The following is a 26,533-nucleotide window of genomic DNA, read 5'->3' on the forward strand; positions in this document are numbered from 1 at the left end:
AGAATTTTCCTCCTCCCGGGTGTTTTAAACCTTTGAGGATTGCAGGGACATGTCAACTGCTTACGCATTGCTGTTTATCGTGTCGGCCATAGTACTTGTACTGGGCGTGGCGAGGAAAATGATTCAGTACGCGAGGATACCTGCTCCATTAAAAATTCCTACCACACCGGCGCCGGTTACCCGCTCCGGAGTGGTTCTTCGCATGTTCCGTGAAGTGGTGTTCTTCGAGAGCCTTTTCAAGGGAACCAAATGGACCTGGATCTTCTCCTGGATGTTCCATATGGGATTGCTCCTGGTTCTGCTGCGCCATATGCGCTATTTCATGGATCCTGTCTGGCTCCCTATAGAATTGATTCAGCCTTTCGGCGTTTATGCCGGATTTGCCATGGTGGCAGGCTTGGGCGGACTGTTCTTGCGACGCATCTTTGTTGATCGGGTGCGCTATATCTCTGCCCCATCAGACTACCTTTGGTTGATCTTGCTTGGTTTTATCGGTTTTAGTGGCTTGATGATGAAGTTCGTCGCCCATACCGATATTGTGATGGTCAAGCAGTATTTTACTGGTCTCCTCTCTTTCAGTATTGGAGCACTGCCAGTTGATTTCCCACTTATCGTACACCTGGTGCTGGTTGCGATTCTTATGCTTCTTTTCCCTTTCAGCAAACTGCTTCATGCGCCGGGCATATTCTTTAGCCCGAGTCGTAATCAGGTGGATAACCCACGTGAGAAGCGGCATATCGCCCCTTGGGCGAAGGCGCTGGAAGAGAAAGAACAAGGTTAACCTGGGCCGCGAAGAGGGCATTACATGGCTAAGGCAAAATTCGAAACCCCGGAACTCCATGAATATGTGGATGTACCGGAAGTCGTTGAAGGCACAATGGCAGGGCTTAAGGCATTTATTGCCAAGCCTGATCACAATACCGATTTGGGTTTTCCCGCTGAGCTGGTAGATGATTGGCACGCCAAAACACTGGAAAAGCTGGACGATCTGCGCTCACGTTATCGGTCACTCCAGGTCTATCTTGATATCTGCGTCAAGTGTGGTGCCTGCACTGATAAGTGCCACTACTTTCTTGGTACCAAAGACCCGAAAAACATGCCGGTGGGCCGTCAGGATCTGCTGCGCAAGGTCTATCGCCGCTACTTCACCTTTGCGGGTAAATATTTCCCGAAACTGGTGGGTGCAACGGATCTGACCCGGGAGACCCTGGATGAGTGGTACAGCTACTACCATCAATGCTCCCAGTGCCGCCGTTGTTCAGTCTTCTGTCCCTTCGGTATCGATACCGCAGAGATCTCCATGGCTGCACGCGAGATTCTTGACAGCATCGGATACGGCCAGAAGTACTGTAATGAAATCATCGCCAAGGTGCATAAGATAGGCAACAATCTTGGATTACCCGGACCGGCCATTGAAAATACTCTGGAGGGGCTGGAAGAGGATATTGAGGAAGAGACCGGGATTGTCGTCAAACTCCCGTTGGATGTGAAGGGTGCCGATATTCTTCTGGTAACGCCTTCTGCCGACTTCTTTGCCGAACCCCACGTGGACGGTCTCATCGGCTACGCAAAAGTATTCCATGAGTCCGGTATTAGCTGGACCATGAGTACCACCGCTTCAGAAGCGGGTAATTTCGGCATGTTCATCGGTAGCTACGAGAATATGCGCCGGGTTTCCATGCGAATCCGCCAGGCGGCGCTGGAGCTGGGTGTCAAGCGTATCGTCTTCGGTGAGTGCGGCCATGCATGGCGCATTGCCTACTCCTTCCTGAATACTCTGGCTGGTCCTTTTGAATTTCTGGATCCGGATTATCCGGTACCCCAGCATATCTGCGAGTTCACCCATGATCTGATTGAGCGGGGAAAACTGAATCTGGACAAGTCTCGCAATGATCACATGACGCTCACCTACCACGACTCTTGTAACGTAGCCCGGGCCAGTCGTATGGGAGACAAGCCCGGTGGTCAGTTTGAGATACCCCGCGCGATTATCAAGGCAGTCTGCAACAACTTTGTGGATATGAAGCATGACACTATCGAAGAACGCACATACTGCTGTGGTGGTGGTGGTGGTCTGCTCACAGATGATCTGATGGAGATCCGAGTCAAGGGTGCCATGCCCCGCATGACGGAACTGAAAAACGTTATTGAGCAGGAAGGGGTCACCCACATGGCGGCGATCTGCGCTATCTGCAAGAGTCAGTTTACTAAGGTTTTGCCCTATTTCGGCATGGATATGGACCAGATAGTCTGTGTTCACCAGTTATTAAGTAATGCCATCATTCTGACCGGACAGAAAATGGACGGGGATGATGAAGAGGGTGCCGAAGAAGAAGCGTGACGGAGCGGCTTGAGTGAAATCGTGCCGTTGACTGCAGTAGTGGGTCGACGGAGTTTTAAGAATTTTATATTTAGGCTTAATGGAGACTAGAGTATGGCGACTCCTACTGATGAGATGAAAAGTACCTTAAACTACCGTCGATACGATGAAGGCGACGGCCAGTGGGATGACTTCAGCGAATTAATTTTCGTTCAGGACACCTCTCACAAGTGCCCTACCTACATCCATAAAACACCACCCTGTCAGGGTAGTTGTCCATCGGGTGAAGATATTCGCGGCTATCTGGCAATTGCCCGTGGCCAGGAGAAACCGCCAGAGGGTGTGGCGTGGGAAGAGTACGCTTTCCAGCGTTCAACCGATGCAAACCCTTTCCCCTCGATGATGGGTCGCGTTTGTCCGGCACCTTGCCAGGATGGTTGTAACCGCAACGATGTGGAAGATTTCGTTGGTATCAACTCAGTGGAGCAGTACATTGGCGACACCGCACTGGCCAATGGCTACAAATTCGAGGCTGAGGCAGATACTGGCAAGAAGGTCGCCATTGTCGGTGGTGGTCCTGCCGGTATGGCAGCCGCTTATCAGCTGCGTCGCATGGGCCATGCTGCTACGGTTTTTGAAAAAGACCCTCACCTGGGCGGCATGATGCGCTACGGCATCCCCAACTATCGTATACCACGCGACAAACTGGCGGCAGAAATGCAGCGCATTGTTGACATGGGTGTTGAGGTTTGCACCGGTGTTCGCGTCGGCCAAGATGTTCCTGTTGCCGATCTGGAAAAAGAGTACGATGCGATACTCTGGGCTCTGGGTTGTCAGAACGGACGTGGGCTTCCCATCGATGGTTGGGAAGGCACTTCAAACTGTATCTCCGGTGTCGCCTTTCTTAAAGCCTTCAATGAAGGCCGGATGAAGGTGACCGGTAAAAAGATCATCTGTATCGGCGGTGGTGATACCTCTATCGATGTGATCTCCGTTACCCGGCGCCTTGGTTATAATGCTGCTGCCGGCAATCCTGAAGATGTTGTTGCCGACTTTAGCATCAACCACGATCAGGCGCTGGCGGATGCTGCTGAGCCAGCCGAGGCAACACTGACCTCACTGTTCACCAAAGACAAGATGTTTGCTGCAGAACATGAGATCCATGATGCTCTGCACGAAGGTTGTGTCATCCTCGATGGTGTGATGCCGCTGGAAGTTATCCTTGGTGAAGATGGCCGTGCAACCGGCCTGAAAGTGTGTGATTGTACCATGGACGGAATGAAGCCGATTCCGACCGAAGGCACTGAGCGTGTTCTTGAGGTGGATCTGATTGTGTCTGCGATTGGCCAGGGTGGTGATATGGAAGGCCTGGAAGATATGGCCAATGATCGTAACCTGATCGATGCTGACAAATTCTATCAGGTACCCAGCAAGCCGGGCCATTTCGTCGCTGGCGATATTATCCGCCCACACCTGTTGACCACGGCAATCGGCCAGGCCTCTGTCGCGGTCGAGAGCATCGATCACTATATGAAGAGCGAAGAGCAGGCGAAACGGCCTAAAGTTGATGTTCATCACTTTGACCTGATGAATAAGCTGCACGAAGCTGGGCTGGACCCAGAGCAGTTTGATTCTCATGATGGCGATCTTCGTGGTACTGCAAGCGCCAATTTTGCGGTGCACAATTTTGAAGATCGTTCAGCACAGGAGGTGGTTGGTTCCAGTGATCTGTTCCTTGGGCACTTCAGCTTCACTCCCCGGGTACTGCGGGGTGAAGATGTTCCCAGCGCAGATGATGTGCTCGGTCACTTCAATGAGCGTCTTATTTTGCTGAGCGAAGAGCAGGTGCAGGCTGAAGCCAAGCGTTGCATGAGTTGCGGCATGTGCTTTGAGTGTGACAACTGCGTTATTTTCTGCCCCCAGGATGCGGTGTTCAGGGTGAGAAAAGATGAGTCTACGACTGGCCGTTATGTCAATACGGATTACAACAAATGTATCGGTTGCCATATCTGTAGCGACGTCTGCCCAACGGGTTATATTCAGATGGGTCTTGGTGAATAGGAGCTGTAATGCGTAGTTCTACTGGCATCAAGCGGTTGTTCGCCGGGCTGTTCGTGGGGATGCTGTTCGCAGCGCTCTCCACGGGTGCTCAGAGCGATTCAGCGGTTACCAAGGGTTCCAAGGCTGCTGGCCTGGATGCCTGTGTGGCGCCGACAGCAGAGATGCGTCGTAACCACATGGACTTTCTCAAGCATCAACGTGTTGAGACGGTACGAAAGGGTATCCGGGGTTCCAGGAATAGTCTTGCCGAATGCGTGGATTGTCATGCAGAGAAGGATGGCAGTGGTGGCTATCAGAAGATCAATGCGGAGGGGCAGTTCTGTGACTCCTGCCACAGCTACGTAGCGGTTAGTCTGGCCTGCTTCCAGTGCCATCGGAAGACGCCGGAAGAGAAGAGCTATTCACTGTTTCCCCTGGGCGATAGAATTGGACTGAACGGCTCTGTTCTGGGTCTGTTGCAGGGCGCAGATGGAATACCTGCACTGACAGCAGAAGAGTTGGCACATTTTCACGCAACGGCTCTGGGGGACTGATCATGACAAAACAGAGTGACCAGCCTGATATGAAACGACGCGGGTTTATCGGTAAAACAGTAATGGCCGTGGGCGCTGTAACAGTAGCCCCTGGTGTATTGCTGGCGGTTACCAAACAGGGTGCTGACGAAGTCTCCAATGATGTGCGCTGGGGTATGCTGGTAGACAGTAACAAGTGCACGGATGGCTGTACTGCCTGTGTCGATGCCTGCAATAAAGAGAACGGTATCGATCTGATTGGGCGGCCCGAAGGGCAATCCGATGATAAGTGGAATGCCCAGCGTCCCCAGTGGATCCGTAAGGTAAAACTGAAAGACAAGCAGACTGGTGAAATAACCAATCTGCCGATGATGTGTCAGCATTGCGAGCATCCGCCCTGCGTTGATGTCTGTCCCACAGGTGCATCGTTCAAACGTGCCGACGGTATCGTTATGGTCGACCGTCATACCTGCATCGGCTGCCGCTACTGCATGATGGCTTGCCCTTATAAGGCACGTTCTTTCATTCACCAGAATATTGCTGAGCAACTGGTATCTGCACCTCGTGGCAAAGGTTGCGTGGAGTCCTGTAATTTCTGTGCAACCCGACTGGATAGAGGAAAAGAGACCACTGCCTGTCAGGATGCCTGTGAAAAAGATGGACACCAAGCCATTATTTTCGGTGATCTTAGAGACCCGGACAGCCCGGTTGCCAAGGCGCTTAAAGAGAAGAGCAGCCGACAGATTCGTGCTGATCTTGAATTGAATACTGGCGTTCGCTATACCAACGTCTGATTGGTAAGGAGTGACTTAGATGAAAAAATTGCACTATCGTGAGCTTTGGTGCAGTTCACCCAGGTTCTGGGGCGGTTTAGCCTTCCTCGGTTTCATTATTTTGCTGGCTCTGGGTGCCACCTACTATATGGAGCACCATGGTCACTATGTGACCGGTATGAGCAACCAGATTGTTTGGGGGTTGCCTCATGTATTCGCCATTTTCCTGATCGTGGCTGCATCCGGGGCACTCAATGTTGCCTCTATCGGCTCCGTCTTTGGCGGTCCCATGTATAAGCCACTGGGGCGTTTCTCCGGCCTGCTGGCCATTGGACTCCTCGCTGGCGGTCTGGTGGTTCTGTTGCTTGACCTGGGACGGCCCGATCGATTGATCGTGGCAATGACCTACTATAATTTCAAATCGATTTTTGCCTGGAATATCATCCTCTATAGCGGGTTCTTCGCCATCGTAGGTGTTTATATCTGGACCATGATCGATCGTAAGGTCCAGCAGCATAAGACCACCGTGGGTTATACGGCCTTCTTCTGGCGTCTGGCATTGACTACCGGTACCGGTTCTATCTTTGGTTTCCTGGTGGCTCGAGAAGCTTATGATGCCGCCATCATGGCGCCGATGTTTATAATCATGTCTTTCAGTTTTGGTCTGGCGTTTTTTATCATCACTCTGATGTCCGCTTACTGGTGGGCTGGGCGTGCCCTGGGTGATCTCAGGCTGGCAAAACTAAAAAACCTGATGGGCGTCTTTGTTGGTGCCGTACTCTACTTTGCACTGGTCTATCATCTGACCAATCTGTACGTTACCCAACACCATGGAGTCGAGCGCTTCATTCTGCTGGATGGCGGTATTTATACCAACATGTTCTGGATTGGACAGGTGCTTATCGGTGGTGTCGTTCCGCTGTTCCTGATCTATTCACCCGCGTTTTCGAGTTCCCGCTTTGCCATTGTTGCAGCCTCATTGCTGGTACTGATCGGCGGTTTCATCCAGATCTACATCATCGTCATCGGTGGTCAGGCTTACCCGATGAATATTTTCCCAGGTAAAGAGGTACTCGAGAGCAGCTTCTTCGATGGCGTAGTCAGTGTCTATGTGCCAACTGTTCCCGAAGCGCTGCTTGGCATGGGGGGTGTGGCGGTTGCCATGGCCGTGGTGGCGGTAGCATCCCGCATGCTGCACGTACTGCCAGAGAGCCTTGAGGATACAGCGGAATAGAGAGACCGGCACATATACGGGCGGTTCGTGATCAACAGAAACCCACCATTGCACAATCGGTGGTGGGTTTTTTTGTGAATATCCCACCGGGATTGTGTTGGCCTTCAATAGGCTCAGGACAAATCCGCTTGCATCCAACGCCCAACTCCATGGCTTACAGATCCCTTGCTGGGGACTCTGAAGATGAAAAGTTGGGACTATTTCAGGTAACACGGACTGGGAATAGGGGTGAAAATTTACCCAAAATCCTTTAGCCTTCGGTAATTCCTCAGAAAATTCATACCCTCTTGCAAACATCTGTACCGTATTTTTGAGGGCTTATCGCCATTAAACTTTAGTATCAGACCTTAAAAGAATGTCCTACTTTTTTATCTCAGCTGCCCACAAATCATCAGGTAAAACCACGCTGTCCATCGGTCTGACCGCCGCGCTGCGTGGTCGTGGAATGCAGGTGCAGACTTTTAAAAAAGGCCCTGACTATATCGATTCGCTTTGGCTCTCTGCAGCCAGTGGCGGGAACTGCGTCAATCTGGACTTTTTCACCATGGACCGGGACGAAATTCAGCAGGACTTCAGCCGCGGTATGGCGGGTGCGGATATCGGTATTATCGAGGGAAACAAAGGGCTTTATGACGGGCTCAGCCTGGACGGCAGCAACAGTAATGCGGCTTTGGCTACTTTGCTGGGTTCTCCTGTCTTCCTGGTGATCGATGCCCGGGGCATGACCCGAGGCATAGCGCCATTGATATTGGGTTACCAAGCTTTTGAACAGGATATCCGGATTGCCGGCATTATTCTCAATAAAGTGGGTGGCAGTCGCCACGAGGACAAGCTTTGCCGCGTCATAGATCACTATACGGATGTGCCTGTTGTCGGCTCGGTTCACAACTCACCGGACTTGATGATAGATGAGCGTCACCTCGGGCTAATGCCGAGTAATGAGTCAGGTGAGGCCTATGAAAAAATCCAGATTCTGGGTGAGCGGATTGCAGTCCAGACCGATCTTGACCGGATACTTGGCATTGCTGAGACAACTCCTGATCTGCCTTCTATCAAGCCTGTAAATCACCACTTTGATGGTGAGCGGGTCCGGATTGGTTATCCCCGTGACTGTGCTTTTGGCTTTTACTACCCGGGGGATCTTGAAAAGCTGGCTCAAGCAGGAGCCGACCTGGTCTCTTTTGATGCGCTGAATGATCCGCACCTCCCCGCTGTAGATGGCCTGTTTATTGGGGGAGGCTTTCCGGAAGTGATGATGAATGAATTGGAGGCCAATACCTCTCTGCGGAGTGAGATCAGAGACTTTATCGAATCAGGTGGTCCTGCTTATGCTGAGTGCGGGGGCTTGATGTACCTGTCCCGAAAACTGACTTGGCAGGGGGAAACCTGTAAAATGGTGGGTGCGATTCCCGGTGATATTATGATGTACCCGCGTCCCCAGGGCAGAGGCTACGTCCGGTTGAGAGAGACCGGGGAGAGCCTGTGGCCAAAGATAGAGGGAAGTGGGAGAGAAATCGCAGCCCATGAGTTTCATTACTCAGCACTGGAAAACCTCGATCCAGACATTCGTTTTGCCTATCAGGTAACACGGGGAACTGGAATTGACGGGAGTAGTGATGGGCTGATATATAAAAATCTGCTGGCCAGTTATACCCACCTGAGAGATGCGGGTGGCAATCACTGGACCCAAAGGTTTGTCGAACATGTCAGGGCCTGTAAGGTCCTCAATAAGCAGTAAGAGAGCTTGTCTATGTTTAAAATTACTGATGCCGCTGCCAAGCAGATCCAAATAGCCTCCAAACAGGGAGGAACAGAAGGTATCGCGTTGCGCATGGCTGTTCGGAAGAATGGGGATGAGAGCCTCGATTACCTGATGGGATTCGATGAAATGAAGGATGATGATATCGTCGAAGTCTACAGTGGCATTCAAGTGGTTATGGCACCGGAGTTTGCGCCGCGGCTGGATCAGACAGTGATGGATTATCTCGAACTGGAGAATGGTGATTACAGTTTTGTTTTCCATAATCCGCAAGATCCTAATTACGTTCCTCCAGAAAAGAGTGATGAGTGACCGACGAAAATAGCGGAAAATAGACCTCTGATTATTCAATAATGGAACTCTCAAGCGAAGATGCCCTGCTACAAGAGGGTGAGGCTGCAGTGACGTTGAAGCCAGGACTGGTGGATCAGCAGACTCGCTTGAAACTGTGGAAAAAAGCATCAAGAAAAACGGCTTATCTGGTTGGTTTTGTTGCGGCCACTCCGGATGACCTGCCGGAAAAACAGCCACCATGTCAGGATATTGAATCTTTTCAGTTGGTTTTGCCGCCTTTGATCGACTCCGGTAATGGGACAACGAGACTGATGCTCAAGCTGCTGCCAGAACCGGGATAGAGCTTGACCTTTCCCCCCCCAAATAGAGCCATGACAAGGATGAGATTTCCAATTAGTTTGTATATTAGGAGATCTCAACATGAAGAAGAAGCGTTACAGAGAAGAGCAAATTATTGGTGCCATCGAGCAGCATGAGTCAGGGGTAAAAGTTGATGACATTTGTCGTCAGTTCGGCATTTCAACCGGGTGCTTTTATAACTGGCGAAGCAAGTACGCCGGGATGGATGTCTCAGAAGCCAAACGGCTCAAAGAGCTTGAAAGCGAAAACAACAAGCTTAAGAAGTTACTTGCCGAGAAAATGCTTGAAGCTGAGGCGATGAAGGATGTGCTCTCAAAAAAGTGGTAAAGCCTGCTGATAGAAAACAAATCGTGAGCTACCTTAAGTCGCGGTTCAAATTAAGTGAGCGTAGAGCTTGCCAATTAGTAGGCTTAAGTAGAACCGCTTTTCGGTACGTTACTCAATGGGGAAAAGATGAGCCTCTACGCAAACGGTTACTTGAGCTGGCAAAAAAGCATCCGAGTTATGGTTATTTGTTTTTACATGGCCTCCTGAGAGGAGAGGGGCTTGTGAAAAACAAGAAGCGGATCTACCGAGTCTATAACGAAGAAGGTCTTCAAGTGAGGACTAAAAAACGCAAGAAGATAATACGACCAAGAATGCCAATGATTATGCCCATTGGTAAAAATATACGCTGGTCAATGGATTTTGTCAGTGATCAGTTGGCTAATGGTCGTCGCTTTCGAGTATTTAATGTGATTGATGATTACTCAAGAGAAGTTATTGGCCAGCTCTCTGACTTCTCGATCAATGGTCACCAGGTCGCTCGTTTTTTAACTCAGGTGATTGAGCTAAGGAGCGCTCCGGATCAAATAATCTGCGACAACGGTACTGAGTTTACTAGCAAGGCGATGTTCTACTGGCAAAAAGAAAGTGGCGTTAAGCTAGGTTTTATTCAGCCAGGTAAGCCTACTCAGAATGCGTTTGTAGAAAGCTTAAACGGTAAATTCAGAAATGAATGCTTAAATCAGCATTGGTTCAGGTCCATTGATGACGCTAGACATGAAATTGATCAATGGCGAGAGCACTACAATCACGTGCGGCCTCATAGCGCATTAAATTATTTGTCACCTGTGGCCTTTGTGAATAGGGCCGCTTGGAATGAATTATCTCATCCAAGTCTTGGTATTAAGATGGGGGGAAGGTCAAATGGCTCGGCTTGGTGTATTGCGTGGTATCAATACGGGTTAAGCAGTGCCTGTTTGCAATGTCTTAGAAAGGGACTCAGAGAGTGCCTTGAAGGCGGAGAATACGCAGAGGACTCGGTTGTTTTCTCCTGTTCTCATGCCCTGTGTCCCTTAATCTGACTGACCCTCTATCTCCAAGGATCAGAAAAAACAGTTAATTCCCTCCGTGAATTGCCTGCTGGTGTTTCTTCGCTAGCTGCTGCTGGATATTTCCAGGTACAGGCGCATAGTGGCTGAAGATGATTTTATAGCTCCCCTCACCACCGGTTATGGATTTCAGTCTTGAGCTGTAGTCATCAAGCTCTGCCAGTGGTGCCAGACCACTGATAATCAGATGGCCATTGGAGGCAGTGCCGGTATTACTTATCCTGCCACGCAGGCTGGAAAGATCCGCGGTAATATCACCCATGGCCTCGCCCTGAGCCTCTACGCGTAACTCAACCATCGGCTCCAGGACAACGGGATGGGCATTCTCCAGGGCAATCTGAAAGGCTTTTTTTCCGGCGGCCACAAAGGCGATCTCTTTTGAATCAACCGCATGAAATTTGCCATCAAAAACCGTTACCTTGAGATCCTGCAGAGGGTAACCGGCGATAAATCCCTCCTCCAATGCTTGGCGGATGCCTTTTTCAATGGCCGGGAGGAACGGCGCAGGTATCACGCCGCCCTTTATCTGGTCGACGAATTCAAAACCTTCACCCCGAGAGAGAGGGGCAATACGCAGATAGACTTCACCGAACTGGCCTGCACCACCAGTCTGCTTCTTATGCCGGTGGTGAGCTTCTGCCGGTGCGTTGATGGTTTCCCTGTAAGGGATGCTGGGTGGACGTGTCTCCACATGGACATTGTAGCGTGCTTCCAGCTGCTCCAGCACTATCCGCAGCTGCAGGTCGCCCAGACCCCGAATCACCGTCTCATTCGCCTGTGTGTCGTGTTCAAATACCAGGCAGGGATCTTCCGATTCCAGTTTGTGTAGCGCATCTGAGAGTTTCTGATCATCACTCCGGTTATTCGGGATCAGAGCCAGACCGAATAGCGGCATTGGGTAGCTCTCCGGCTGCAGGTGGAAATTATCTTCATCATGGGAGTCGTGCAGTACGGCGTCGCGGAAAATTTCGTCCACACGGGAGACCGCGCAGATATCACCCGGGATGGCGCTGGCCATCTCACTCTGTTCACTGCCCTGAAGGCGCAGCAGGTGGGACACCTTGAAGGGTTTTCTTGCTTCACCGATAAACAGCTGGGTATTGGGGGTGATAGTGCCCTGGTGAATCCTGAATATGCACAGTTTTCTACGGAATGGATCATTACTGACCTTGAATACATGAGCGACAGCATGCTTCGCCGGATCGGTCCCGATGTCTATCGCAACGGCACTGGAACCCTCTCCTTTGAGAAAATTGGGTGGATTGCCTTCCGTTGGGTCCGGCATCAGTTTTGCCATTACTTCAAGCAACTCGCCGATGCCGGCTCCACTCTTTGCAGAGACAAAACAGATCGAGATCAGGTGTCCATCACGCAGGGCTTTCTCAAACGGATCGTGCAGCTGTTTGGGATCCAGTTCCTGGCCCTGCTCCAGGTAGATCTCCATCAACTCTTCATCCACCTCCACCACTTGGTCGATTATGGTGGTGTGAGCCTCTTCCACCGAGGAGAAAAGGGTTGCCTCTCCTTCAGGCTTAAAGAAGCAGTCTACGACCTTGTCACGGGATGCAGATGGAAGGTTCAGTGGCAGGCACTCACTGCCAAAGGTGTTTTGGATCCCGTTGACCAGCGTTTCCAAATCGACATCAGGTGAATCGATTTTGTTGATGATAATGATCCGGCAGAGTTCATCTTCTTTGGCATGTTCCATCATTGTCTGGGTTGCGGACTCAATGTCGGCTTCGGCATTGATCACGATGGCTGTGGTTTCGACGGCTTTCAGCACGCTGAACGCGCGCCCGAAGAAATCGTGAAGTCCCGGTGTATCCAGAAGATTGACATGCTTTCCCTCTTTTTCGAACCAGGGAAGTGAGGCATTTAGGGAGTGTTCATATTGCCTCTCTTGAGGGTCAAAATCACAGACGGTATTACCTTGCTCGATACTGCCCTGATTTTTTATTGTTCCCGCACGATATAACAGGGCTTCCACCAGCGTCGTTTTACCGGCACCTGATTGGCCAACCAAGGCGATATTTCGGATATCGTGGGTGGTGTATGCAGGCATATTTCTCTCCTAAAGGATGTTAAGGATAATAGTTCAATGACTGATAGCTATCCCAATGGAAGATGGCTTCTGGCGCTATGATCCTGATCAACAATAGTTGGTTTATGAGAGGAAATATTGGGTTTGCGGCCGGTCTGTTGGTTCCTGGGAGGTTAATGGGGGTGCTCAGGGTTTGGAGCGGCGTTTGTGACCCTGGCAGGCAGCGACCTGTTTGATCACCTCTTGAAAGGGGATATTATCCAGACTTTCAAACATCTCCTTTGCTAGGTGGATCAGGCGATGAACATCTTCGATGCAGGCCGGGAGCTGGTCCGAGTCATTCAGGGCGGCGTAGAGCCCTCTAAGGCCGCCTGATTGGAGGCGCATCGCCTTGCCGTGAGGTAGCGAGGAGAGTTCGTCACTGGTTTTCAGGGTGAAACGGGCATGGTGGCGGAGCAGCTCCAGAAACTCTCTGCATCCCTGTTGAGCATCATCCATTTTACAATGGATGCCCACTCTTTCCGCCAGATAGAAGTGTTCTGACTGCGAACAGTTGCATTCGCCTGCCAGTATCCCATTTTCATACAGGCAGTAGCGCTCGTTCATCTCATTGTAGGTTTTATGGTAGGCGTCCTGGTCCATAGTGGTTACTTATTGCCGGTGAATTTATGGATCATTCTGCGTTCCCGTTTGTTGGGTCGTCCAGAGGAGGGCTGTGGGCTGGCTGCACGCAGCAAGCGTTGCTCCTCAATGGTCTTTTGGCGCCTTTCAATACTCTCCTGAGCCTCATGATAGAAGTGCATTGCTTCAGAAGCGGGCCGGCGCTGTTTCGGAATCACCCTGACTTCAATATCCCACTCCAGCGCGCTTTTGTGTATTTGCAACCGGCTGCCTGGCTTGACCTCCTTTCCGGGCTTTGTTCTCTGTCCATTGAGGTGGACTTTTCCGCCGTTGACGGCTTCTATGGCCAGTTGCCGGGTCTTGAAGAATCTGGCGGCCCAGAGCCATTTATCAAGGCGCAAACTCTCTGGTTGCCCAGTCTCGCTCATGTGATATCCGGTTCATCATTTGCAGCCAGTTCCAATAGAGGGTCGAGTTTCCCAAAGGCATTCAGTTCCGCCAGATCGTCATAGCCGCCCACATGGTAATCATCGATGAAAATCTGTGGAACTGTTCTGCGCTGGCTGCGCTCAAGCATCTCTTTCATCAGTTCCCGGCTGCTCTGTATGTTCCGCTCTTCGTATGCAACACCCTTTTTCTCCATCAGTATTTTTGCACGCACGCAGTAGGGGCAGATTGTAGTGCTATAGATAACGACTTTCGGCATAGGTTGTCACTCAGCCTCGACTATGGGCGAACCATCCTACCAACCGACTCCTCAGGGGTCTACAGTCCGGTAGGAGACAGGCCCAAGTGGAGTCTAGTATAGTCGCTGGCTGAATACCCGATTACCCATATAGAGAGAACCGATGCTTCAGGAAACCCCGAAAACCACCTACCTCAGTGACTACCGCCCTCCAGAGTACTTAATCGACCAGGTGGATCTCCGGTTCTATCTGGATGAGGCGGAGGCCCGGGTTCACTCAGTCCTCTCTATGCAGCGAAACCCAGCAGCGGAAAATGCGGGTCAGAGCCTGAGGCTGCAGGGGGAGCAGCTGGAATTACTCTTTATCACGCTGAATGGGGATGAACTGAAAGCTGATGCCTACACCCTGGATGAAGAGGGTGTGACCATCCATCAGGTGCCGGAACGTTTCACCCTGGAGAGTAGTGTCCGTATCAAACCTCAGGAAAACACCGCGCTGGAGGGGCTCTACCAATCCGGCTCGATGTTCTGTACCCAGTGTGAAGCGGAAGGGTTCCGCAAGATTACCTGGTTTCTTGACCGGCCGGATGTAATGAGCCGCTTTACCACGACTATCGTGGCCGACAGGGAGCGCTATCCGATATTGCTCTCCAATGGCAACCTGATTGATCAGGAGCTGCTGGAGGATGGGCGGCACAAAGTTACCTGGGAAGATCCTTTTGCCAAGCCGGCCTATCTGTTTGCTCTGGTAGCAGGCGATCTTCGCTTTATCGAAGACCGTTTTACTACGGCATCGGGCCGGGATGTTGACCTGCGCATCTATGTGGAATCGGAGAACATCGATAAATGTGATCACGCCATGGAATCACTGAAAAATTCCATGGCATGGGACGAACAGCAGTATGGCCGTGAATACGACCTCGATATTTTCATGATCGTGGCGGTGAACGACTTCAATATGGGGGCGATGGAGAACAAGGGTCTCAATATATTCAACTCGAAATATGTACTGGCACGGCCTGATACGGCGACGGACCGGGATTTCCAGAGCATCGAGGGGGTGATCGGTCATGAATACTTTCATAACTGGACCGGTAACCGCATTACCTGCCGTGACTGGTTCCAGCTTAGCCTGAAGGAGGGCCTGACTGTCTTCAGAGATCAGGAGTTTTCGGCCGGCATGGGTTCTCGCGGGGTTAAGAGGATTGAGGATGTGCGTCTGTTGCGGGCTCACCAGTTTGCTGAAGATGCCGGACCTATGGCGCATCCGATAAGGCCCGACTCTTATATCGAGATCAATAACTTCTACACTCTGACTGTCTATGAAAAAGGGGCCGAAGTGGTGCGCATGCAGCACAATCTTCTGGGGGCTGAAACCTACCGGAAAGCGATGGATCTCTACTTTCAACGTCACGATGGTCAGGCTGTTACAACCGACGATTTTGTCCGTTGCATGGCAGATGCCAGCGGCATCGATCTGGCACAGTTCAAACGCTGGTACACCCAGGCGGGTACACCTGAACTGCAGATCACGGGAGAGTATGACGCAACTGCTCGAAGCTTCACCCTGACAGTACAGCAGAGTTGCCCGCCAACACCGGGGCAAGACGAAAAATCACCGCTGCACATACCCCTTGCGATGGGATTGCTGGATCAACGGGGGGATGACCTGCCGTTACGACTGGAGGGAGAGGCCGAGCCTGTTTCAGAGAGCCGAATCCTCTCATTGCATCGGGAGACAGAGCGGTTCACGTTTATCGATATTCCTGAGGCGCCGGTGCCATCGCTGTTGAGAGGTTTTTCCGCTCCGGTGAAGCTTCGTTACGACTATAGCGATAGTGAATTGATGTTCCTGATGGCGCGGGACAATGATGGCTTTAACCGATGGGATGCGGCACAGACGCTGATGCAGCGCATTATACTAAAGCGGGTTGCTAACCCTGGAGCGCCTCTTCCCGACGGATTCGTCGACGCTGTCCGCTCTGCGTTGACGGATTCTGTCAGCGACAAGGCGCTGTTGGTAGAGGTGCTGACGCTGCCCGCCGAGTCTTATCTTGGGGATCAGATGGCGCAAGTCGATGTTGTCGGTATTCACACCGCCAGGGAAGGGTTCAAGAGCCAGCTGGCGGCCGCCTTGCGCAGTGACTTAATGGCTGTCTACGAAGCGAATCGCGAGCAGGGCGCCTATCAGCCTGATCCCCTTTCCATCGGCCGCCGCAGCCTGCGCAATCTCTGCCTCAGCTATCTGATGCAGCAGGATGATGCTGAGGTATGCCAACTCTGTATCGATCAATACAACGCCGGCCACAACATGACTGATGTGATGGCGGCTGTCAGCTTGTTGGCGGACAGAAGCGGTACTGAATCGGAGCAGGTTCTGATAGGTTTCCAACAGCGCTGGAAAGATGACCCGTTGGTACTCGACAAATGGTTCACCGTTCAGGCGATCTCCAAGCGGCCTGATGCTCTTGAACAGGTAAAGCGGCTGATGAAGCACCCGGATTTCTCTATTACCAACCCAAATAAGGTCCGTGCCCTGGTGGGTGCCTTCTGCTCGGCGAACGTGATCCATTTTCATGCTGCTGATGGTGAGGGTTATGCATTTCTTGCCGATCGGGTGCTGGAGCTCGATGCCATCAATCCTCAGGTGGCGGCACGTATGCTGCGCATCATGTCCCGCTGGCGCCGGTATGACCCATCTCGGCAGTCGCTGATGAAGCACCAGTTTCAGCGAATCATCGAGCATGATGGTATATCAAAAGATCTCTTCGAAATTGCCTCAAAGAGCCTGGAAGGATAGCGGTAAGCTCTTAAAACCCCACACCCTTTTGCAAATATCTGCACGATGTTATTGATAGCTTACACCCAAAGAAGCGTTAAGTTGGGGTAGACTAATGCCCTTTCATTACTGCTGAAAAACAGATATTAGGACAGGAATAAGAAAACATGGCAGGCTGCGCTCTTCAGTACCAGATTGCAGATGGCGACTCCGTTGGAGAAGTGATATCTGCGCTCTCCTCCGAATTTTGTATGGGTAATGAGTCGAGAAAAGTGTTACGGCGTACCTTCTATGACACTTTTGACTGGCGCGTTTTTCTGTCTGGTGGCGAGTTGCTGGAGGAGCGGAGTGGCAAACAGCGCTCGCTGATCTGGCGCTCACTGGAGGATGGTGCGGTAAAAGAGACATTGCGTTTTACCGGTTCTGTTCCCAATTTCGCCTGGGATTTTCAGCCTGGAATAATGCAGAGCCTACTCACTCCTGCCATAGCCATGCGTGCCTTGTTGCACCAGGTAGAGGTTAAAACCCAGGTGCGGACCCTGCGGCTGTTTGACCGGGAGGAGAAGACCGTACTGCGATTGGTGATGGAGGAGAACAGCGGCCGTTTTCCGGGGAAGGGTGATTTTGTCCCATTGCCATCCCGTATCAATCTGGTGCCGGTGCGTGGTTATCCAAAGCCTTTGGAGCGGGTCGAGGAGTTTCTGACTGAAACGCTGGGCATAAAGAGCGGGGCCGCGAGTATGCTGGAAGCGGCGATGAATGCACTCGGCAGCAAGCCGGTAAATTACAGCTCGAAACTGAACTTTCATTTTGAACCGAAGATGCGAGCCGTTGCTGTGGCTAGAGCCATACACCTGCGTCTACTGGATATCATCGAGATCAATATTCCCGGTACCCGTACCGACCTGGATTCTGAGTTTCTTCATGACCTCCGGGTTGCGGTGCGACGAACCCGTTCAGTATTGGCCCAGGTAAAGGATGTCTTTCCGATTGATGTGGTGGAGCGGTTCAAAGAGAGTTTCTCCTGGGTTGGCAAGATAACCGGCCCGACTCGGGATATGCATGTCTATCTGCTCGGGTTCGACAAATTCAGAGAGAGCCTGCCGGAGCAGTTCCGTGAGGACGTCGAACCCTTGAAAGCGTTTCTGATTGCCCACCAGAAAAGTGAGCATAGGGCGATGTCACGAAAGATCGACTCGCCCCATTTTCGCGGCATACTTGAACAGTGGCGCAGCTACCTTGAATCCCCCTTGCCGGAACGGCCGGGGGTACCGAATGCCGACAGGCGTGTGGCTGAGGTTGCGGGAAAACGCATCTTCAGGATCTATCAACGGGTGCTCAGGGAGGGGTTAGCTATCATCCCGACATCCCCGGCAGATGACCTCCATGAACTGCGCAAAAGCTGTAAAAAGTTGCGCTATCTCCTGGAGTTCTTTCAGAGCCTCTATCCTGGCAATCAGGTTCGCCCTTTGATTAAAACCCTGAAGGTGCTGCTGGATAATCTGGGTGACTATCAGGATATGGAGGTGCAGGCCTACAAACTGCGTGAATTTGCTCATCAGATGGTGAAGGAAGGCGAGGTGAAGGCGGATACTCTGCTGGCTGTGGGCATGCTGGTGGATGGGCTGCTAGAAAGTCAGCGACTGGCCCGTGAAGAGTTTGCAGCCCGCTTCGCACTCTTTTCCGAGGTGGGTGGCAGAGCGGTTTATCAGGCGCTTTTTGCCCCGATGAAAAAGAAGGTGAAGAAGGCATGAGAATTATCGGGGTTTACAACATCAAAGGGGGCGTTGGGAAGACGGCCACAGCGGTAAATCTGGCTTATATGTCGGCCTTGGACGGTTATCGCACCCTGGTCTGGGATCTCGATCCTCAGGGCGCTGCCACCTACTATTTTCGCGTCAAGCCGCGGATCAAGGGTGGCGGCAGTAAAATGATCAAGGGGAAGCGTGAGTTGGATGGCCAGATAAAAGGGAGTGACTTTGATCTCCTCGATCTGTTGCCGGCAGATTTCTCCTACCGGAACATGGACCTGATGCTCGGTGAGGCAAAGAAGCCCGTCAGGCAGTTGCTGAAACTGCTACGTCCGCTCTCTCGGGAGTACGACAGGATTTTTCTCGATTGCCCACCCAGCATATCCCTGGTATCGGAGAATATTTTCCGCGCTGCCGATGCGCTGCTGGTCCCTAACATCCCCACAACGCTCTCGATGCGCACCTATGAGCAGTTGGTGGATTTTCTCGATGGCCACAAAGTGAGCAATGTAGAGCGAATGCCTTTCTTCTCCATGGTAGACCGGCGCAAGCGTATGCATCTGGATACGCTGGAAAATATCCCCAAACAGTATCCTGAACTGCTCTCCACCTATATTCCATATGCCAGTGACGTGGAGCGCATGGGTATCTATCGTGCCCCCCTGGGCAGCTACGCTCTCCACAGTGTTGCCGGCCGGGCTTACGAGGCCCTGTGGAAAGAGGTCAAAACCAAGCTTGGATGATTACTCAACGGGGCCTGCCATAGGTGGTCGTAGTGAGTGAAAGTCCACCAATTTCTTCAACCGTCTGGTTAACGCGTTCCGGGTGTTAAATTAATAGCAAGGTTGCTCATAGTTCATGACCTGATCTTGGACAGAGGCTTGCCAGGATGCGGGCAATAGCGCTCTATGCCTGTTAATTCATGGAGCATTGCCATGCAGAGCGACGATCATGCCATCTCCCAGGGTGGCGGCTCCAGGGGAGGGTATCCTGCCGGTTTTTCATTCCAGCACGGGCCGATGACAAGGGGGTACCTCTCTTGATGCCGGGTTTTTCCCTCGGGAACGGCGGCTCTGACCTCGACCATCCAGGGGTCGGTGGTGTCGTAGTGCAGGGGGGCACCGGGGGGGTTGAACCAGAGACAGATGAACGGGCGGCTGTTGCCGGTGTGGTTGAGGGTCTCGGGGATAAAGAACTGATGGGCCGGTTTGATGGCGCTCAGCTCGAGCAGCTGGCGGGATTCCCCGTAGGGTCCGGTGACGGCGCGCCAGACGGGGTTGCGGTAGTGTACTCGACCCTCACAGCCCTCGCCGATGACCGCCTCCAGTCGCCCGTCGAAGAGCAGTAGGCTGACACCGCGTACAGGGGGTGGCAGCAGATCGGCGCCGAGGCCGTAGTGGTTGTGGTAGTGCTCTATCCACTCATGGCGAAACGGGAGCTGACACTGCAGGTGGTCGAACAGAGCTTCATGAAAAGGGGGATTGGCACGGGGAACCGATGTCTTGTAGTCGGCGATCAGGCGATCCTGGAGCTCAACGGCCAGGGAAAGCGGGGGGTCATCGGAGAGGGCTTCGCGCTTGAGGCGTTCGGTATCGGGCAGGGGCGGACAGGCCGCCAGAGGGCTTTGCTGTCTGGCGGCGTCCCGGAGCTTTTCAGGGAGCGTGCTCTGTCCGCTTTGGAGGTGGCCGATCTTGAGTCCGGTGGCGGGGGGGAATGTACCCTGGAACTGGACGTTGTGGAGTTGGAGGTGGCGGATGGAGGCGTTGTTCCATGCATCAATGTTTATATCACCATCAGCTGGATCATTTATATTCAGTGAGAGCTGGACATTGCAAAGTTGCAGTTGCCCGATACGAACATCTTCAAAGAAAGGGGCATGCAGTTGGCAGTTACGGATGAATAAGTTATCCACTTTCGATTCCCAAAATGATATTCCAAGCGGGTTTTGGCAGCCGTTTATGATGATATTTTCAGCTAGACCGGCGCCCCAGTGGCGGTTGTTATGATTAATCTGTGTGATGTTTTTCATATGGACAAAACGCACCTTCTTCAAACCGATGTAGATAGCCGAATCCTCCACCAGCACATAGTCCGCCCGCTGTGGTCCGTTGCCGTCGAAATGGCTGTTGCGGATGATCAGGCTTTTGAGTTCGCCACCCACTCCGCCGATGACGCGGCTGTTTTCGATAAGGACGCTGGAGGGGTATTTCAGCGCGCCTATGATCGAAGACGCAATGTCCGAGTCTCGAATAAACAGATCCAGTTGTGAATGGCCCAGACCCCCCGATCTTTGTTGATGAGATTCATTCACCCTCGTTCTCAGTTTGCTGTGCTCAAAAAACAGCCGGCTGGGCTTGAGTTTTTTGATACGTACTTCGATCAGTTCAGATTCGACAAAATGCACATTGTGCAGACGGCTTTTGACAAAATCCGTCGAGCCCCAGTAAACCGCCTCATCCAGGTTAAAGTAGACCCGGTTGAAGGTGACATTATCCAGTTCGCTCTCTTTCATCTTTACCCCGATCCAGGTGGCCCCCTCGATGGTGACGTTAGACCAGTCTGCCCGAGTGAGCTTGACGTTGCGCCAATGGAGGTTGCTTAGCGTTACATTTTTCAGCACCAGGCCGGTCAGCTCCAGGTCTTTCAGCCGGGTATCGCTGAGCAGATCGGGGTTTTGCTCCAGGGCCGTGTTGAGGCGTTCGACATCTTGCAGCAGCGCTTTCAGTTCACTGCCGGGGGGTAGCGGGGGTATGAGGCTCATAGCGTTTCCTGGGGTTAATGAGACAAAAAACAGGCTTCCGATGAGGATGAGTCGGTGGCGCAGGGTGATCATGTTTTCTCCTCAGTAGTCATATATTTCACCGAGTAGTTTTGGGTTATCAAATATATCTTCAAAATCCGGCACATCGCTTCTCCCGCCTCCCTTGCGCCGGATGGTCACGAGCCTGTTCTCACCCTTCTCAGACTCAGACACACTTGCCGGAAAACACCAGGGCGAGTCGTAGTCGTAGTGTTTATGCAGGTGGCCGTGTTCGATCTGTTTGAGGTGGATGGAGAGGAAGTACATTGGAGAGCCACCATTAATGATAATCTCTTTCTTTTCGTTATCAAGATCCCCCCACGACATCCCCCCTTCCCCTTCAGTAACCTCATACTCCACATCGACCCCACGAACCGGCACGAGCGCCGACCGGCTACCGAGGCTTACTCGCTCTGTCCATTGGCTTGCTTCGCAGGCGGTCTGCTTCAGCCGGATATACCCCTGATAGCCTGCTTTACCACCGCTGTGCAGGTGCAGGCGGATCTCATCGAGCATCTCACCGCCGTGTTCGCTGGCCTTGAGCCAGCGCTCGTCGAGGCGTAGCTGGAACCGCCTGCCATCGCCTTTCAGGCCGTATTGCAGCGCCTTATGCCTGCCTTCGTACCAGAGGTAGTCCAGCAACACCGCCATGCGCGGTCTGGTTTGTGCGTCGCGCACGATGTTGACCTTGCCGCTTTCGGTATCGAGCTTCAGCCCCTGAGGGGCCTCCATGCCGTAACCGGCGTACTCTCCCTCGCGGTTCTGCCGGGTGATGGGACCGCCGGAACCCGCCACCAGCAGGCAGGCGGTGCCGTCCGGGTGGGTGTAGCCATCGGGGTAGTCGCCCCGGGTGGTGATTTTGCGGGTGACATAGCCGGGCTCGCCGGTGAGCCGGTAAACCCCCGCCCGGTGGCTGTGGCCGGAGAAGGTGTAGTGGATTTTGCCGGGGAGCAGGTAGGTTTCATAGAGCGCTTTGCGGTTGTCGTGGAAACTGCCTTCGTCGAGGTTATCCCGGTCCCCCGGGCCGATATCGCCCGGCGACACGTCATCGGCGTCTATTTTGCTGTTGCCGGTCGTCAGCGGGATATCGGTGGCGTAGTTAACGTAGGTGAAGTGGCTGAGCAGCAGCTTTTCTGCGGCCGGGTCTTTTTCAACGGCATTTTGCACCAGGGCCCATTGATCGTCGGTGCAGGCTTGGTTGGCCCGGGGCAAGGAGCCGCCACCGGTGGCTGTGGAGCCGGCATACTCCTCGTCGTCGCCCCAGCCGAGGCCGATCCAGGTCTGTTGCTTGCCGTGGGCGGTGACCCAGTCACGCCAGGGGGTGATCAGGTGGTGCAGCCAGCAGAGGTTGTCGGCTTTGAAGTTGTCCAGGGTGTGGTAGTGGCCGTAACCGGGACCGTAGAGCAGTGCCGCTTCGTAGATGGTCAGGCCGTGATCGGCGGGGATGCCGGCGTTGGCGCGTTGGCCGTGGAGGAACATGAACATCCCGTTCCCTTTGTCAAGGCGCGGGCTGATGCCATAGGGCATTTCGTAGGCCTCGTGGTTGCCGTCGATGTAGCAGACCGGCTTTTGGTAGCGGTCGATGAAGTGGTGGATCAGGCTGACGGCGTAAAGGGCGTCGATGTGCCGGGGGTAGCGGTCGCGGTCGTTATGGTGCGCCTGGTCCATGGCCCGCTAGAGATCACCGGGGGTGTTGAGGGATTGATGGGCCTCGTGGGCCGGGTCGACGTTGATGGCGTGGTCGTAGAGATCGCCGGTGAGCAGCAGCAGGTCGATCTCCGGGTCTTTGCCCATGGCGTCGAGCAGGCGTTTCAGGGCGGCGGCGCTGTGGTGGGACTGGGGGCCGAGTGGGGGCGAGGTGGCGGTGTCGGCGCCGGGGATGAGTTGCGCCGGGCTGTCTGGGTAGAGGGCCTGGCGGGATGAGAGGTGCAGGTCGCTGAGGTGGCCGGGGTTGAGCTTGGGTTTGTCGCTGATGTAGACAGGGTGACGGTTCTCCAGCCAGAGGCCGCTCTCTGCGGTACCCTCGCTGAAGGGGGTGCCGCCGGTGTAGCGCCCGTCGCCGGTGAGTTCGGGCTGCTTGCGCCGCCGCCGGTCGCAGGGGTTGAGGCGGCTGCGATCGATCTGCTTGCCGCCCTGCTTTTTTGCCTGACTGAAGTAGTCGGCCTGGAGGCGGTCCTGGGGTTCGTGTGAATAGCCGTGGTGTGACTCTTTATCAATGGGTGAGGGGTTCTCCTCTTCGTCGTCGGGGTAGTGCCATACCAAGTTGTAGAGACCCGGGGAGGGGGCAGTTTATTGAGGTTGACCTGATAGAGCCGGGTGTAGCCGTGTTTCCGGTAGAAGTCGATGATGTCAGGGTGGAGTATGCCGATGCACTTGCCGTTGTTATCACTGACCGGCAGGCCGGTCTCTGAGCTGTTTTTCAGTTCGCCGCGGGGGTATAGGCGGATGTTCTCCTGGGCGGTTTGCCAGTTTTCGTAGATGCGGTCGAGGTCGGGGTGGTGTTTGTCGCTGGTGCTCCAGGGTTTGAGGCGGAATTGGGCGTGCAGCCGCCGCAGGGTCATCGGGCCGATGCTTTTTGCCGGGTTGGGTTGGCGCTCGGCGTTGATCTCCTGGTGAAAGGCATCGCTCACCGCGAGGATGACCTTTAGCTGTTTTCCCTGCCCGCAGAGCAATGCCGGGGTGCCCAGGGCGGGGAAGAGGATCCGCGCCTTGTGGGCACGGGATCTGAGGGTGATATCGAGCTTGTCGCGACAGACATTGGCCTGCGCCCAGCCCAGCTCTTCGACGCGGTCGCCATCGAAGGTCACGGCCGGTGCGCCGTCGCCGGTGCGGATGGTCTGGGTGTGGTTGCGATCGGGTCCCTGGCCGGGGAAGAATTGCAGGGTCAGCTTCTTCTCCTCCGGCTGCTGGAATGTCGGGAGATACCCCTGGTAGTTGAGGGCCCCCTGTTTGCCGGATGCCCGCATGATCGCCAGCCCCGGGTAGTCGGCGAACCAGAGTTCGTCGCGGTACTGCACGCGCCAGATGGGGTCCTCCGGGATGTACTCCTGCGGCCTAGCCCGGTAGGGGGGATTGTAGAAGGGCAGTTCGTTGGGACGCTTCTGTTTGATCACCCGGCCGTGGCGCCGCAGGTAGGGTATGGCTTCGAGCAACCGGCAGGCGGGGGCGGCGGGGTTGGGAATCCATTTTTTTCGTACCAGACAAGGAGGGGTTGCTCGGGTTGTGGGTTGAGGTAGGCCCATCGGCCTTGTTTCAGCCAGGCGGCGATCTCTTCGGTACTGTGGCGGTGTGGGGCATGGATCAGGAGGCCTGTGAGTGTCAGGCGGTTGATGGCCAGGTCGATGAAGGGCGCCTGTTCATACATGACGTCTTTGATCGGTAGCAGTTGGCTGTCGTGCATGGTGCGCTCCGGCTGGACGGAGGGTCGGGAAGGGGGCTGTGTCCTTGATTGACCGTCCGTTGGTGAGAATATCATTCCCGTTGACTGGCCAGAAATTACAAAGCCCGGGGGGCGCTGTCAAGGCATTTATATCCTTTTCTTTGTTGGTCTCTGTTTTGACGGAAGGCTGGGGGGCGGCAGGTTGAGCTTCACTAGGCTCAGCCCAGCGGTTTTAATTGGCGAATGGTCGACTGATCCGGCTTTTAGTCGTAACACGAAGTCACTGGTTTTGGCTGGTGGAGTATTGACTGTCATCCAAATACGGCTAGACAGTGGTATAAGCGCTATCGTGTCGGTGGTAAAGAAGCTCTGGCCATCGCGAAGCGAGGACAAAAAAATGCATACCGTCGTCTGACTGAAGCTCAGAAGTAAAAAGTCATCGAAGCGATTCGGGATCATATGCCGGATCAATACAAACTCAGTTTTGCGCTCTGGGCTCGTCAGCTTATCAAGCAGTTTTGGGGAATTAACATCCCTGTGCGGGGCTATGGGCGGCTACCTTAAGCGCTGGGATTCACACCTCAAAAGCCAGTAAAGTAAGCTTGTGAGAAAGATATCCAGGCATTAAGGAACGAGCTAAAAAAGAGAACATGATTCTGTATGCGAACCTTGCAAAAGAGGCCTGAGCGAGTGAAAAGTTACCTCAATGCGACACACATTAAAGCACACTGCCTGGTAAGCGTATTTGGCCGCTTGGTCAATAGCATTGCATCTGGTGTTTGGTGCTGCTTTTGGCTCAACCTGACGGTTTTCGGGGGGATTTTCAGGCCACCTTACCTGACTGACGTGGAAAGTGGCCAAAGAAGAGAAAAAATAATTAGCGGGGATGAGCCTAATTTCTAAATGCTTTTTTGATTTTGACCAATTTTTCAGGTAGCTTCTACCGGTTTTTACCTGTGAATAAGGCATTCATCTCCTATCAGCTTAAACAATAATAAAGCAATTTTATGGAGTGACCAAAAGTATTGTCTGGTACTTTGGCAGGCAAGTCTTTAATGTTTGACAGCCCTGAATCTGGGTTGTTTCGTCGAAATGGCCGGGAAGCTGTTCCAACGCTGGCCCTAATATAAATGGGGCTGATAAGCGAGATTTCAATCGGGTGGGTTAAGCCAGTGTCCGCGCTAACTGCGGGCAGAAATTAATACCTGCGAACAGTAGATTAAGACTCGAGAAACCGGACATCGGGTGTGATGGCCGGTAATTCACTGCAGTGAAACTTAGGAGAAAAAAACACCATGCCAACATTTGTGCGTACCGAAAAGTGCGATGGTTGCAAAGGTCAGGACAAGACTGCTTGCATGTACATCTGCCCGCATGACCTCATGAAACTGGATATGGATGGTTCTGAAACCGGTCATGCCATGAAGTCATACAATCAGGAGCCCGAGCAGTGCTGGGAGTGCTACTCTTGCATCAAGATCTGCCCTCAGCAAGCTATCGAAGCGCGCCCTTATGCGGATATCGTGCCTCTTGGTGCGTCCGTACAGCCTCTGCGCGGTACTGACTCCATCATGTGGACTATCAAGTTTCGCAACGGCACCATGAAGCGTTTCAAGTTCCCGATCCGGACTACGCCTGAAGGCTCTATTGATCCTTATGGCGGCAAGCCTGAGGCCGATATCTCCAAGATTACCGAGCCTGGTTTCTTTGTCCAGAACAACGGCTACCGTGTAGGTGATGCCAGCGAACTGATCTGCAAATAAGCAGCGTTCAGATCTGGAATCAAGTTTT

At 53.1% G+C, this 26,533-nt stretch carries 21 protein-coding genes and 1 pseudogene; 14 read left to right on the plus strand and 8 right to left on the minus strand.

Features of this window, described 5'->3' with window-relative positions; genetic code table 11:
* Nucleotides 1–49: 49 nt before the first annotated feature.
* The 10 genes and pseudogenes from MN084_RS04105 to MN084_RS04150 form a co-directional block, all read left to right on the plus strand.
* Complete coding sequence (locus MN084_RS04105; protein ID WP_241087101.1) at nucleotides 50–781, plus strand: respiratory nitrate reductase subunit gamma; 732 nt, start codon at nucleotides 50–52, stop codon at nucleotides 779–781.
* Nucleotides 782–805: 24 nt separating this feature from the next.
* Nucleotides 806–2,341 carry a sulfate reduction electron transfer complex DsrMKJOP subunit DsrK gene (gene dsrK, locus MN084_RS04110; RefSeq protein ID WP_241087100.1) on the plus strand — a complete coding sequence of 512 codons (1,536 nt, stop codon included), beginning with the start codon at nucleotides 806–808 and terminating at the stop codon, nucleotides 2,339–2,341.
* A 93-nt stretch (nucleotides 2,342–2,434) separates the two neighbouring features.
* Nucleotides 2,435–4,381: an NAD(P)-binding protein gene (locus MN084_RS04115; protein ID WP_241087099.1), complete on the plus strand. Its 1,947-nt coding sequence runs from the start codon at nucleotides 2,435–2,437 to the stop codon at nucleotides 4,379–4,381.
* Between the two features lie 8 nt (nucleotides 4,382–4,389).
* On the plus strand, nucleotides 4,390–4,914 hold the full coding sequence (locus MN084_RS04120) for a sulfur reduction protein DsrJ (RefSeq protein ID WP_241087098.1): 525 nt from the start codon (nucleotides 4,390–4,392) through the stop codon (nucleotides 4,912–4,914).
* Nucleotides 4,915–4,916: 2 nt separating this feature from the next.
* Nucleotides 4,917–5,687, plus strand: coding sequence for a sulfate reduction electron transfer complex DsrMKJOP subunit DsrO (gene dsrO / locus MN084_RS04125; RefSeq protein ID WP_241087097.1), 771 nt, complete (start codon nucleotides 4,917–4,919; stop codon nucleotides 5,685–5,687).
* A 19-nt stretch (nucleotides 5,688–5,706) separates the two neighbouring features.
* Nucleotides 5,707–6,900 (plus strand): NrfD/PsrC family molybdoenzyme membrane anchor subunit, encoded by a 1,194-nt coding sequence (gene nrfD, locus MN084_RS04130; RefSeq protein ID WP_241087096.1) that lies wholly within the window; start codon nucleotides 5,707–5,709, stop codon nucleotides 6,898–6,900.
* 355 nt (nucleotides 6,901–7,255) lie between these two features.
* Nucleotides 7,256–8,638: a cobyrinate a,c-diamide synthase gene (locus MN084_RS04135; protein WP_241087095.1), complete on the plus strand. Its 1,383-nt coding sequence runs from the start codon at nucleotides 7,256–7,258 to the stop codon at nucleotides 8,636–8,638.
* A 12-nt stretch (nucleotides 8,639–8,650) separates the two neighbouring features.
* On the plus strand, nucleotides 8,651–8,971 hold the full coding sequence (locus tag MN084_RS04140) for a HesB/IscA family protein (RefSeq protein WP_241087172.1): 321 nt from the start codon (nucleotides 8,651–8,653) through the stop codon (nucleotides 8,969–8,971).
* A 41-nt stretch (nucleotides 8,972–9,012) separates the two neighbouring features.
* Nucleotides 9,013–9,294, plus strand: coding sequence for a hypothetical protein (locus MN084_RS04145; RefSeq protein ID WP_241087094.1), 282 nt, complete (start codon nucleotides 9,013–9,015; stop codon nucleotides 9,292–9,294).
* 79 nt (nucleotides 9,295–9,373) lie between these two features.
* A pseudogene (locus MN084_RS04150) lies at nucleotides 9,374–10,449 on the plus strand (IS3 family transposase); the annotation flags it as partial.
* Nucleotides 10,450–10,693: 244 nt separating this feature from the next.
* On the opposite strand, the gene fusA reads toward MN084_RS04150, so the two are convergent.
* From fusA to grxC, 4 genes are all read right to left on the minus strand, one after another.
* Nucleotides 10,694–12,748, minus strand: a complete 2,055-nt coding sequence (gene fusA / locus MN084_RS04155) for an elongation factor G (RefSeq protein ID WP_241087093.1) — start codon at nucleotides 12,746–12,748, stop codon at nucleotides 10,694–10,696.
* Nucleotides 12,749–12,913: 165 nt separating this feature from the next.
* The gene (locus tag MN084_RS04160) at nucleotides 12,914–13,369 is read right to left on the minus strand and encodes a hypothetical protein (protein ID WP_241087092.1); all 456 of its coding nucleotides are present in this window, start codon (nucleotides 13,367–13,369) and stop codon (nucleotides 12,914–12,916) included.
* A 5-nt stretch (nucleotides 13,370–13,374) separates the two neighbouring features.
* A complete protein-coding gene (locus MN084_RS04165; protein WP_241087091.1) occupies nucleotides 13,375–13,776 on the minus strand; it encodes an RNA-binding S4 domain-containing protein in 402 nt (133 codons plus the stop codon).
* Nucleotides 13,773–14,054 carry a glutaredoxin 3 gene (grxC, locus tag MN084_RS04170; RefSeq protein WP_241087090.1) on the minus strand — a complete coding sequence of 94 codons (282 nt, stop codon included), beginning with the start codon at nucleotides 14,052–14,054 and terminating at the stop codon, nucleotides 13,773–13,775. The genes MN084_RS04165 and grxC overlap by 4 nt, the downstream gene beginning before the upstream one ends.
* Nucleotides 14,055–14,196: 142 nt before the next feature.
* On the opposite strand from grxC, the gene pepN reads away from it, so the two are divergent.
* From pepN to MN084_RS04185, 3 genes are all read left to right on the plus strand, one after another.
* Complete coding sequence (pepN, locus tag MN084_RS04175) at nucleotides 14,197–16,833, plus strand: aminopeptidase N (protein ID WP_241087089.1); 2,637 nt, start codon at nucleotides 14,197–14,199, stop codon at nucleotides 16,831–16,833.
* Nucleotides 16,834–16,979: 146 nt separating this feature from the next.
* Entirely contained in the window at nucleotides 16,980–18,566 is a 1,587-nt protein-coding gene (locus tag MN084_RS04180) for a CHAD domain-containing protein (RefSeq protein ID WP_241087088.1), read from the plus strand.
* The gene (locus tag MN084_RS04185; RefSeq protein ID WP_241087087.1) at nucleotides 18,563–19,306 is read left to right on the plus strand and encodes a ParA family protein; all 744 of its coding nucleotides are present in this window, start codon (nucleotides 18,563–18,565) and stop codon (nucleotides 19,304–19,306) included. The genes MN084_RS04180 and MN084_RS04185 overlap by 4 nt, the downstream gene beginning before the upstream one ends.
* A 206-nt stretch (nucleotides 19,307–19,512) precedes the next feature.
* Here MN084_RS04185 and MN084_RS04190 read toward each other — a convergent pair whose 3' ends face one another.
* From MN084_RS04190 to MN084_RS04210, 4 genes are all read right to left on the minus strand, one after another.
* Nucleotides 19,513–21,396, minus strand: coding sequence for a pentapeptide repeat-containing protein (locus MN084_RS04190; RefSeq protein WP_330178371.1), 1,884 nt, complete (start codon nucleotides 21,394–21,396; stop codon nucleotides 19,513–19,515).
* Nucleotides 21,397–21,405: 9 nt separating this feature from the next.
* A complete protein-coding gene (locus MN084_RS04195) occupies nucleotides 21,406–23,031 on the minus strand; it encodes a hypothetical protein (RefSeq protein WP_445083884.1) in 1,626 nt (541 codons plus the stop codon).
* Nucleotides 23,032–23,037: 6 nt separating this feature from the next.
* Entirely contained in the window at nucleotides 23,038–23,625 is a 588-nt protein-coding gene (locus tag MN084_RS19230) for a metallophosphoesterase (RefSeq protein WP_445083885.1), read from the minus strand.
* 847 nt (nucleotides 23,626–24,472) lie between these two features.
* Nucleotides 24,473–24,763: a hypothetical protein gene (locus MN084_RS04210; RefSeq protein ID WP_330178375.1), complete on the minus strand. Its 291-nt coding sequence runs from the start codon at nucleotides 24,761–24,763 to the stop codon at nucleotides 24,473–24,475.
* A 1,274-nt stretch (nucleotides 24,764–26,037) separates the two neighbouring features.
* On the opposite strand from MN084_RS04210, the gene aprB reads away from it, so the two are divergent.
* Nucleotides 26,038–26,505: an adenylyl-sulfate reductase subunit beta gene (gene aprB / locus MN084_RS04215; protein ID WP_241087084.1), complete on the plus strand. Its 468-nt coding sequence runs from the start codon at nucleotides 26,038–26,040 to the stop codon at nucleotides 26,503–26,505.
* Nucleotides 26,506–26,533: the final 28 nt, after the last annotated feature.

Source organism: Candidatus Vondammii sp. HM_W22 (genome assembly GCF_022530855.2).
Taxonomy (GTDB): domain Bacteria; phylum Pseudomonadota; class Gammaproteobacteria; order Chromatiales; family Chromatiaceae; genus Vondammii.

Bases quoted from the DNA above. Each gene is read 5' to 3' on its own strand.
- MN084_RS04105 (WP_241087101.1), top strand. From the start codon at position 50: ATGTCAACTGCTTACGCATTGCTGTTTATCGTGTCGGCCATAGTACTT.
- dsrK (WP_241087100.1), top strand. From the start codon at position 806: ATGGCTAAGGCAAAATTCGAAACCCCGGAACTCCATGAATATGTGGAT.
- MN084_RS04115 (WP_241087099.1), top strand. From the start codon at position 2,435: ATGGCGACTCCTACTGATGAGATGAAAAGTACCTTAAACTACCGTCGA.
- MN084_RS04120 (WP_241087098.1), top strand. From the start codon at position 4,390: ATGCGTAGTTCTACTGGCATCAAGCGGTTGTTCGCCGGGCTGTTCGTG.
- dsrO (WP_241087097.1), top strand. From the start codon at position 4,917: ATGACAAAACAGAGTGACCAGCCTGATATGAAACGACGCGGGTTTATC.
- nrfD (WP_241087096.1), top strand. From the start codon at position 5,707: ATGAAAAAATTGCACTATCGTGAGCTTTGGTGCAGTTCACCCAGGTTC.
- MN084_RS04135 (WP_241087095.1), top strand. From the start codon at position 7,256: ATGTCCTACTTTTTTATCTCAGCTGCCCACAAATCATCAGGTAAAACC.
- MN084_RS04140 (WP_241087172.1), top strand. From the start codon at position 8,651: ATGTTTAAAATTACTGATGCCGCTGCCAAGCAGATCCAAATAGCCTCC.
- MN084_RS04145 (WP_241087094.1), top strand. From the start codon at position 9,013: ATGGAACTCTCAAGCGAAGATGCCCTGCTACAAGAGGGTGAGGCTGCA.
- fusA (WP_241087093.1), bottom strand. From the start codon at position 12,748: ATGCCTGCATACACCACCCACGATATCCGAAATATCGCCTTGGTTGGC.
- MN084_RS04160 (WP_241087092.1), bottom strand. From the start codon at position 13,369: ATGGACCAGGACGCCTACCATAAAACCTACAATGAGATGAACGAGCGC.
- MN084_RS04165 (WP_241087091.1), bottom strand. From the start codon at position 13,776: ATGAGCGAGACTGGGCAACCAGAGAGTTTGCGCCTTGATAAATGGCTC.
- grxC (WP_241087090.1), bottom strand. From the start codon at position 14,054: ATGCCGAAAGTCGTTATCTATAGCACTACAATCTGCCCCTACTGCGTG.
- pepN (WP_241087089.1), top strand. From the start codon at position 14,197: ATGCTTCAGGAAACCCCGAAAACCACCTACCTCAGTGACTACCGCCCT.
- MN084_RS04180 (WP_241087088.1), top strand. From the start codon at position 16,980: ATGGCAGGCTGCGCTCTTCAGTACCAGATTGCAGATGGCGACTCCGTT.
- MN084_RS04185 (WP_241087087.1), top strand. From the start codon at position 18,563: ATGAGAATTATCGGGGTTTACAACATCAAAGGGGGCGTTGGGAAGACG.
- MN084_RS04190 (WP_330178371.1), bottom strand. From the start codon at position 21,396: ATGATCACCCTGCGCCACCGACTCATCCTCATCGGAAGCCTGTTTTTT.
- MN084_RS04195 (WP_445083884.1), bottom strand. From the start codon at position 23,031: ATGGACCAGGCGCACCATAACGACCGCGACCGCTACCCCCGGCACATC.
- MN084_RS04210 (WP_330178375.1), bottom strand. From the start codon at position 24,763: ATGCACGACAGCCAACTGCTACCGATCAAAGACGTCATGTATGAACAG.
- aprB (WP_241087084.1), top strand. From the start codon at position 26,038: ATGCCAACATTTGTGCGTACCGAAAAGTGCGATGGTTGCAAAGGTCAG.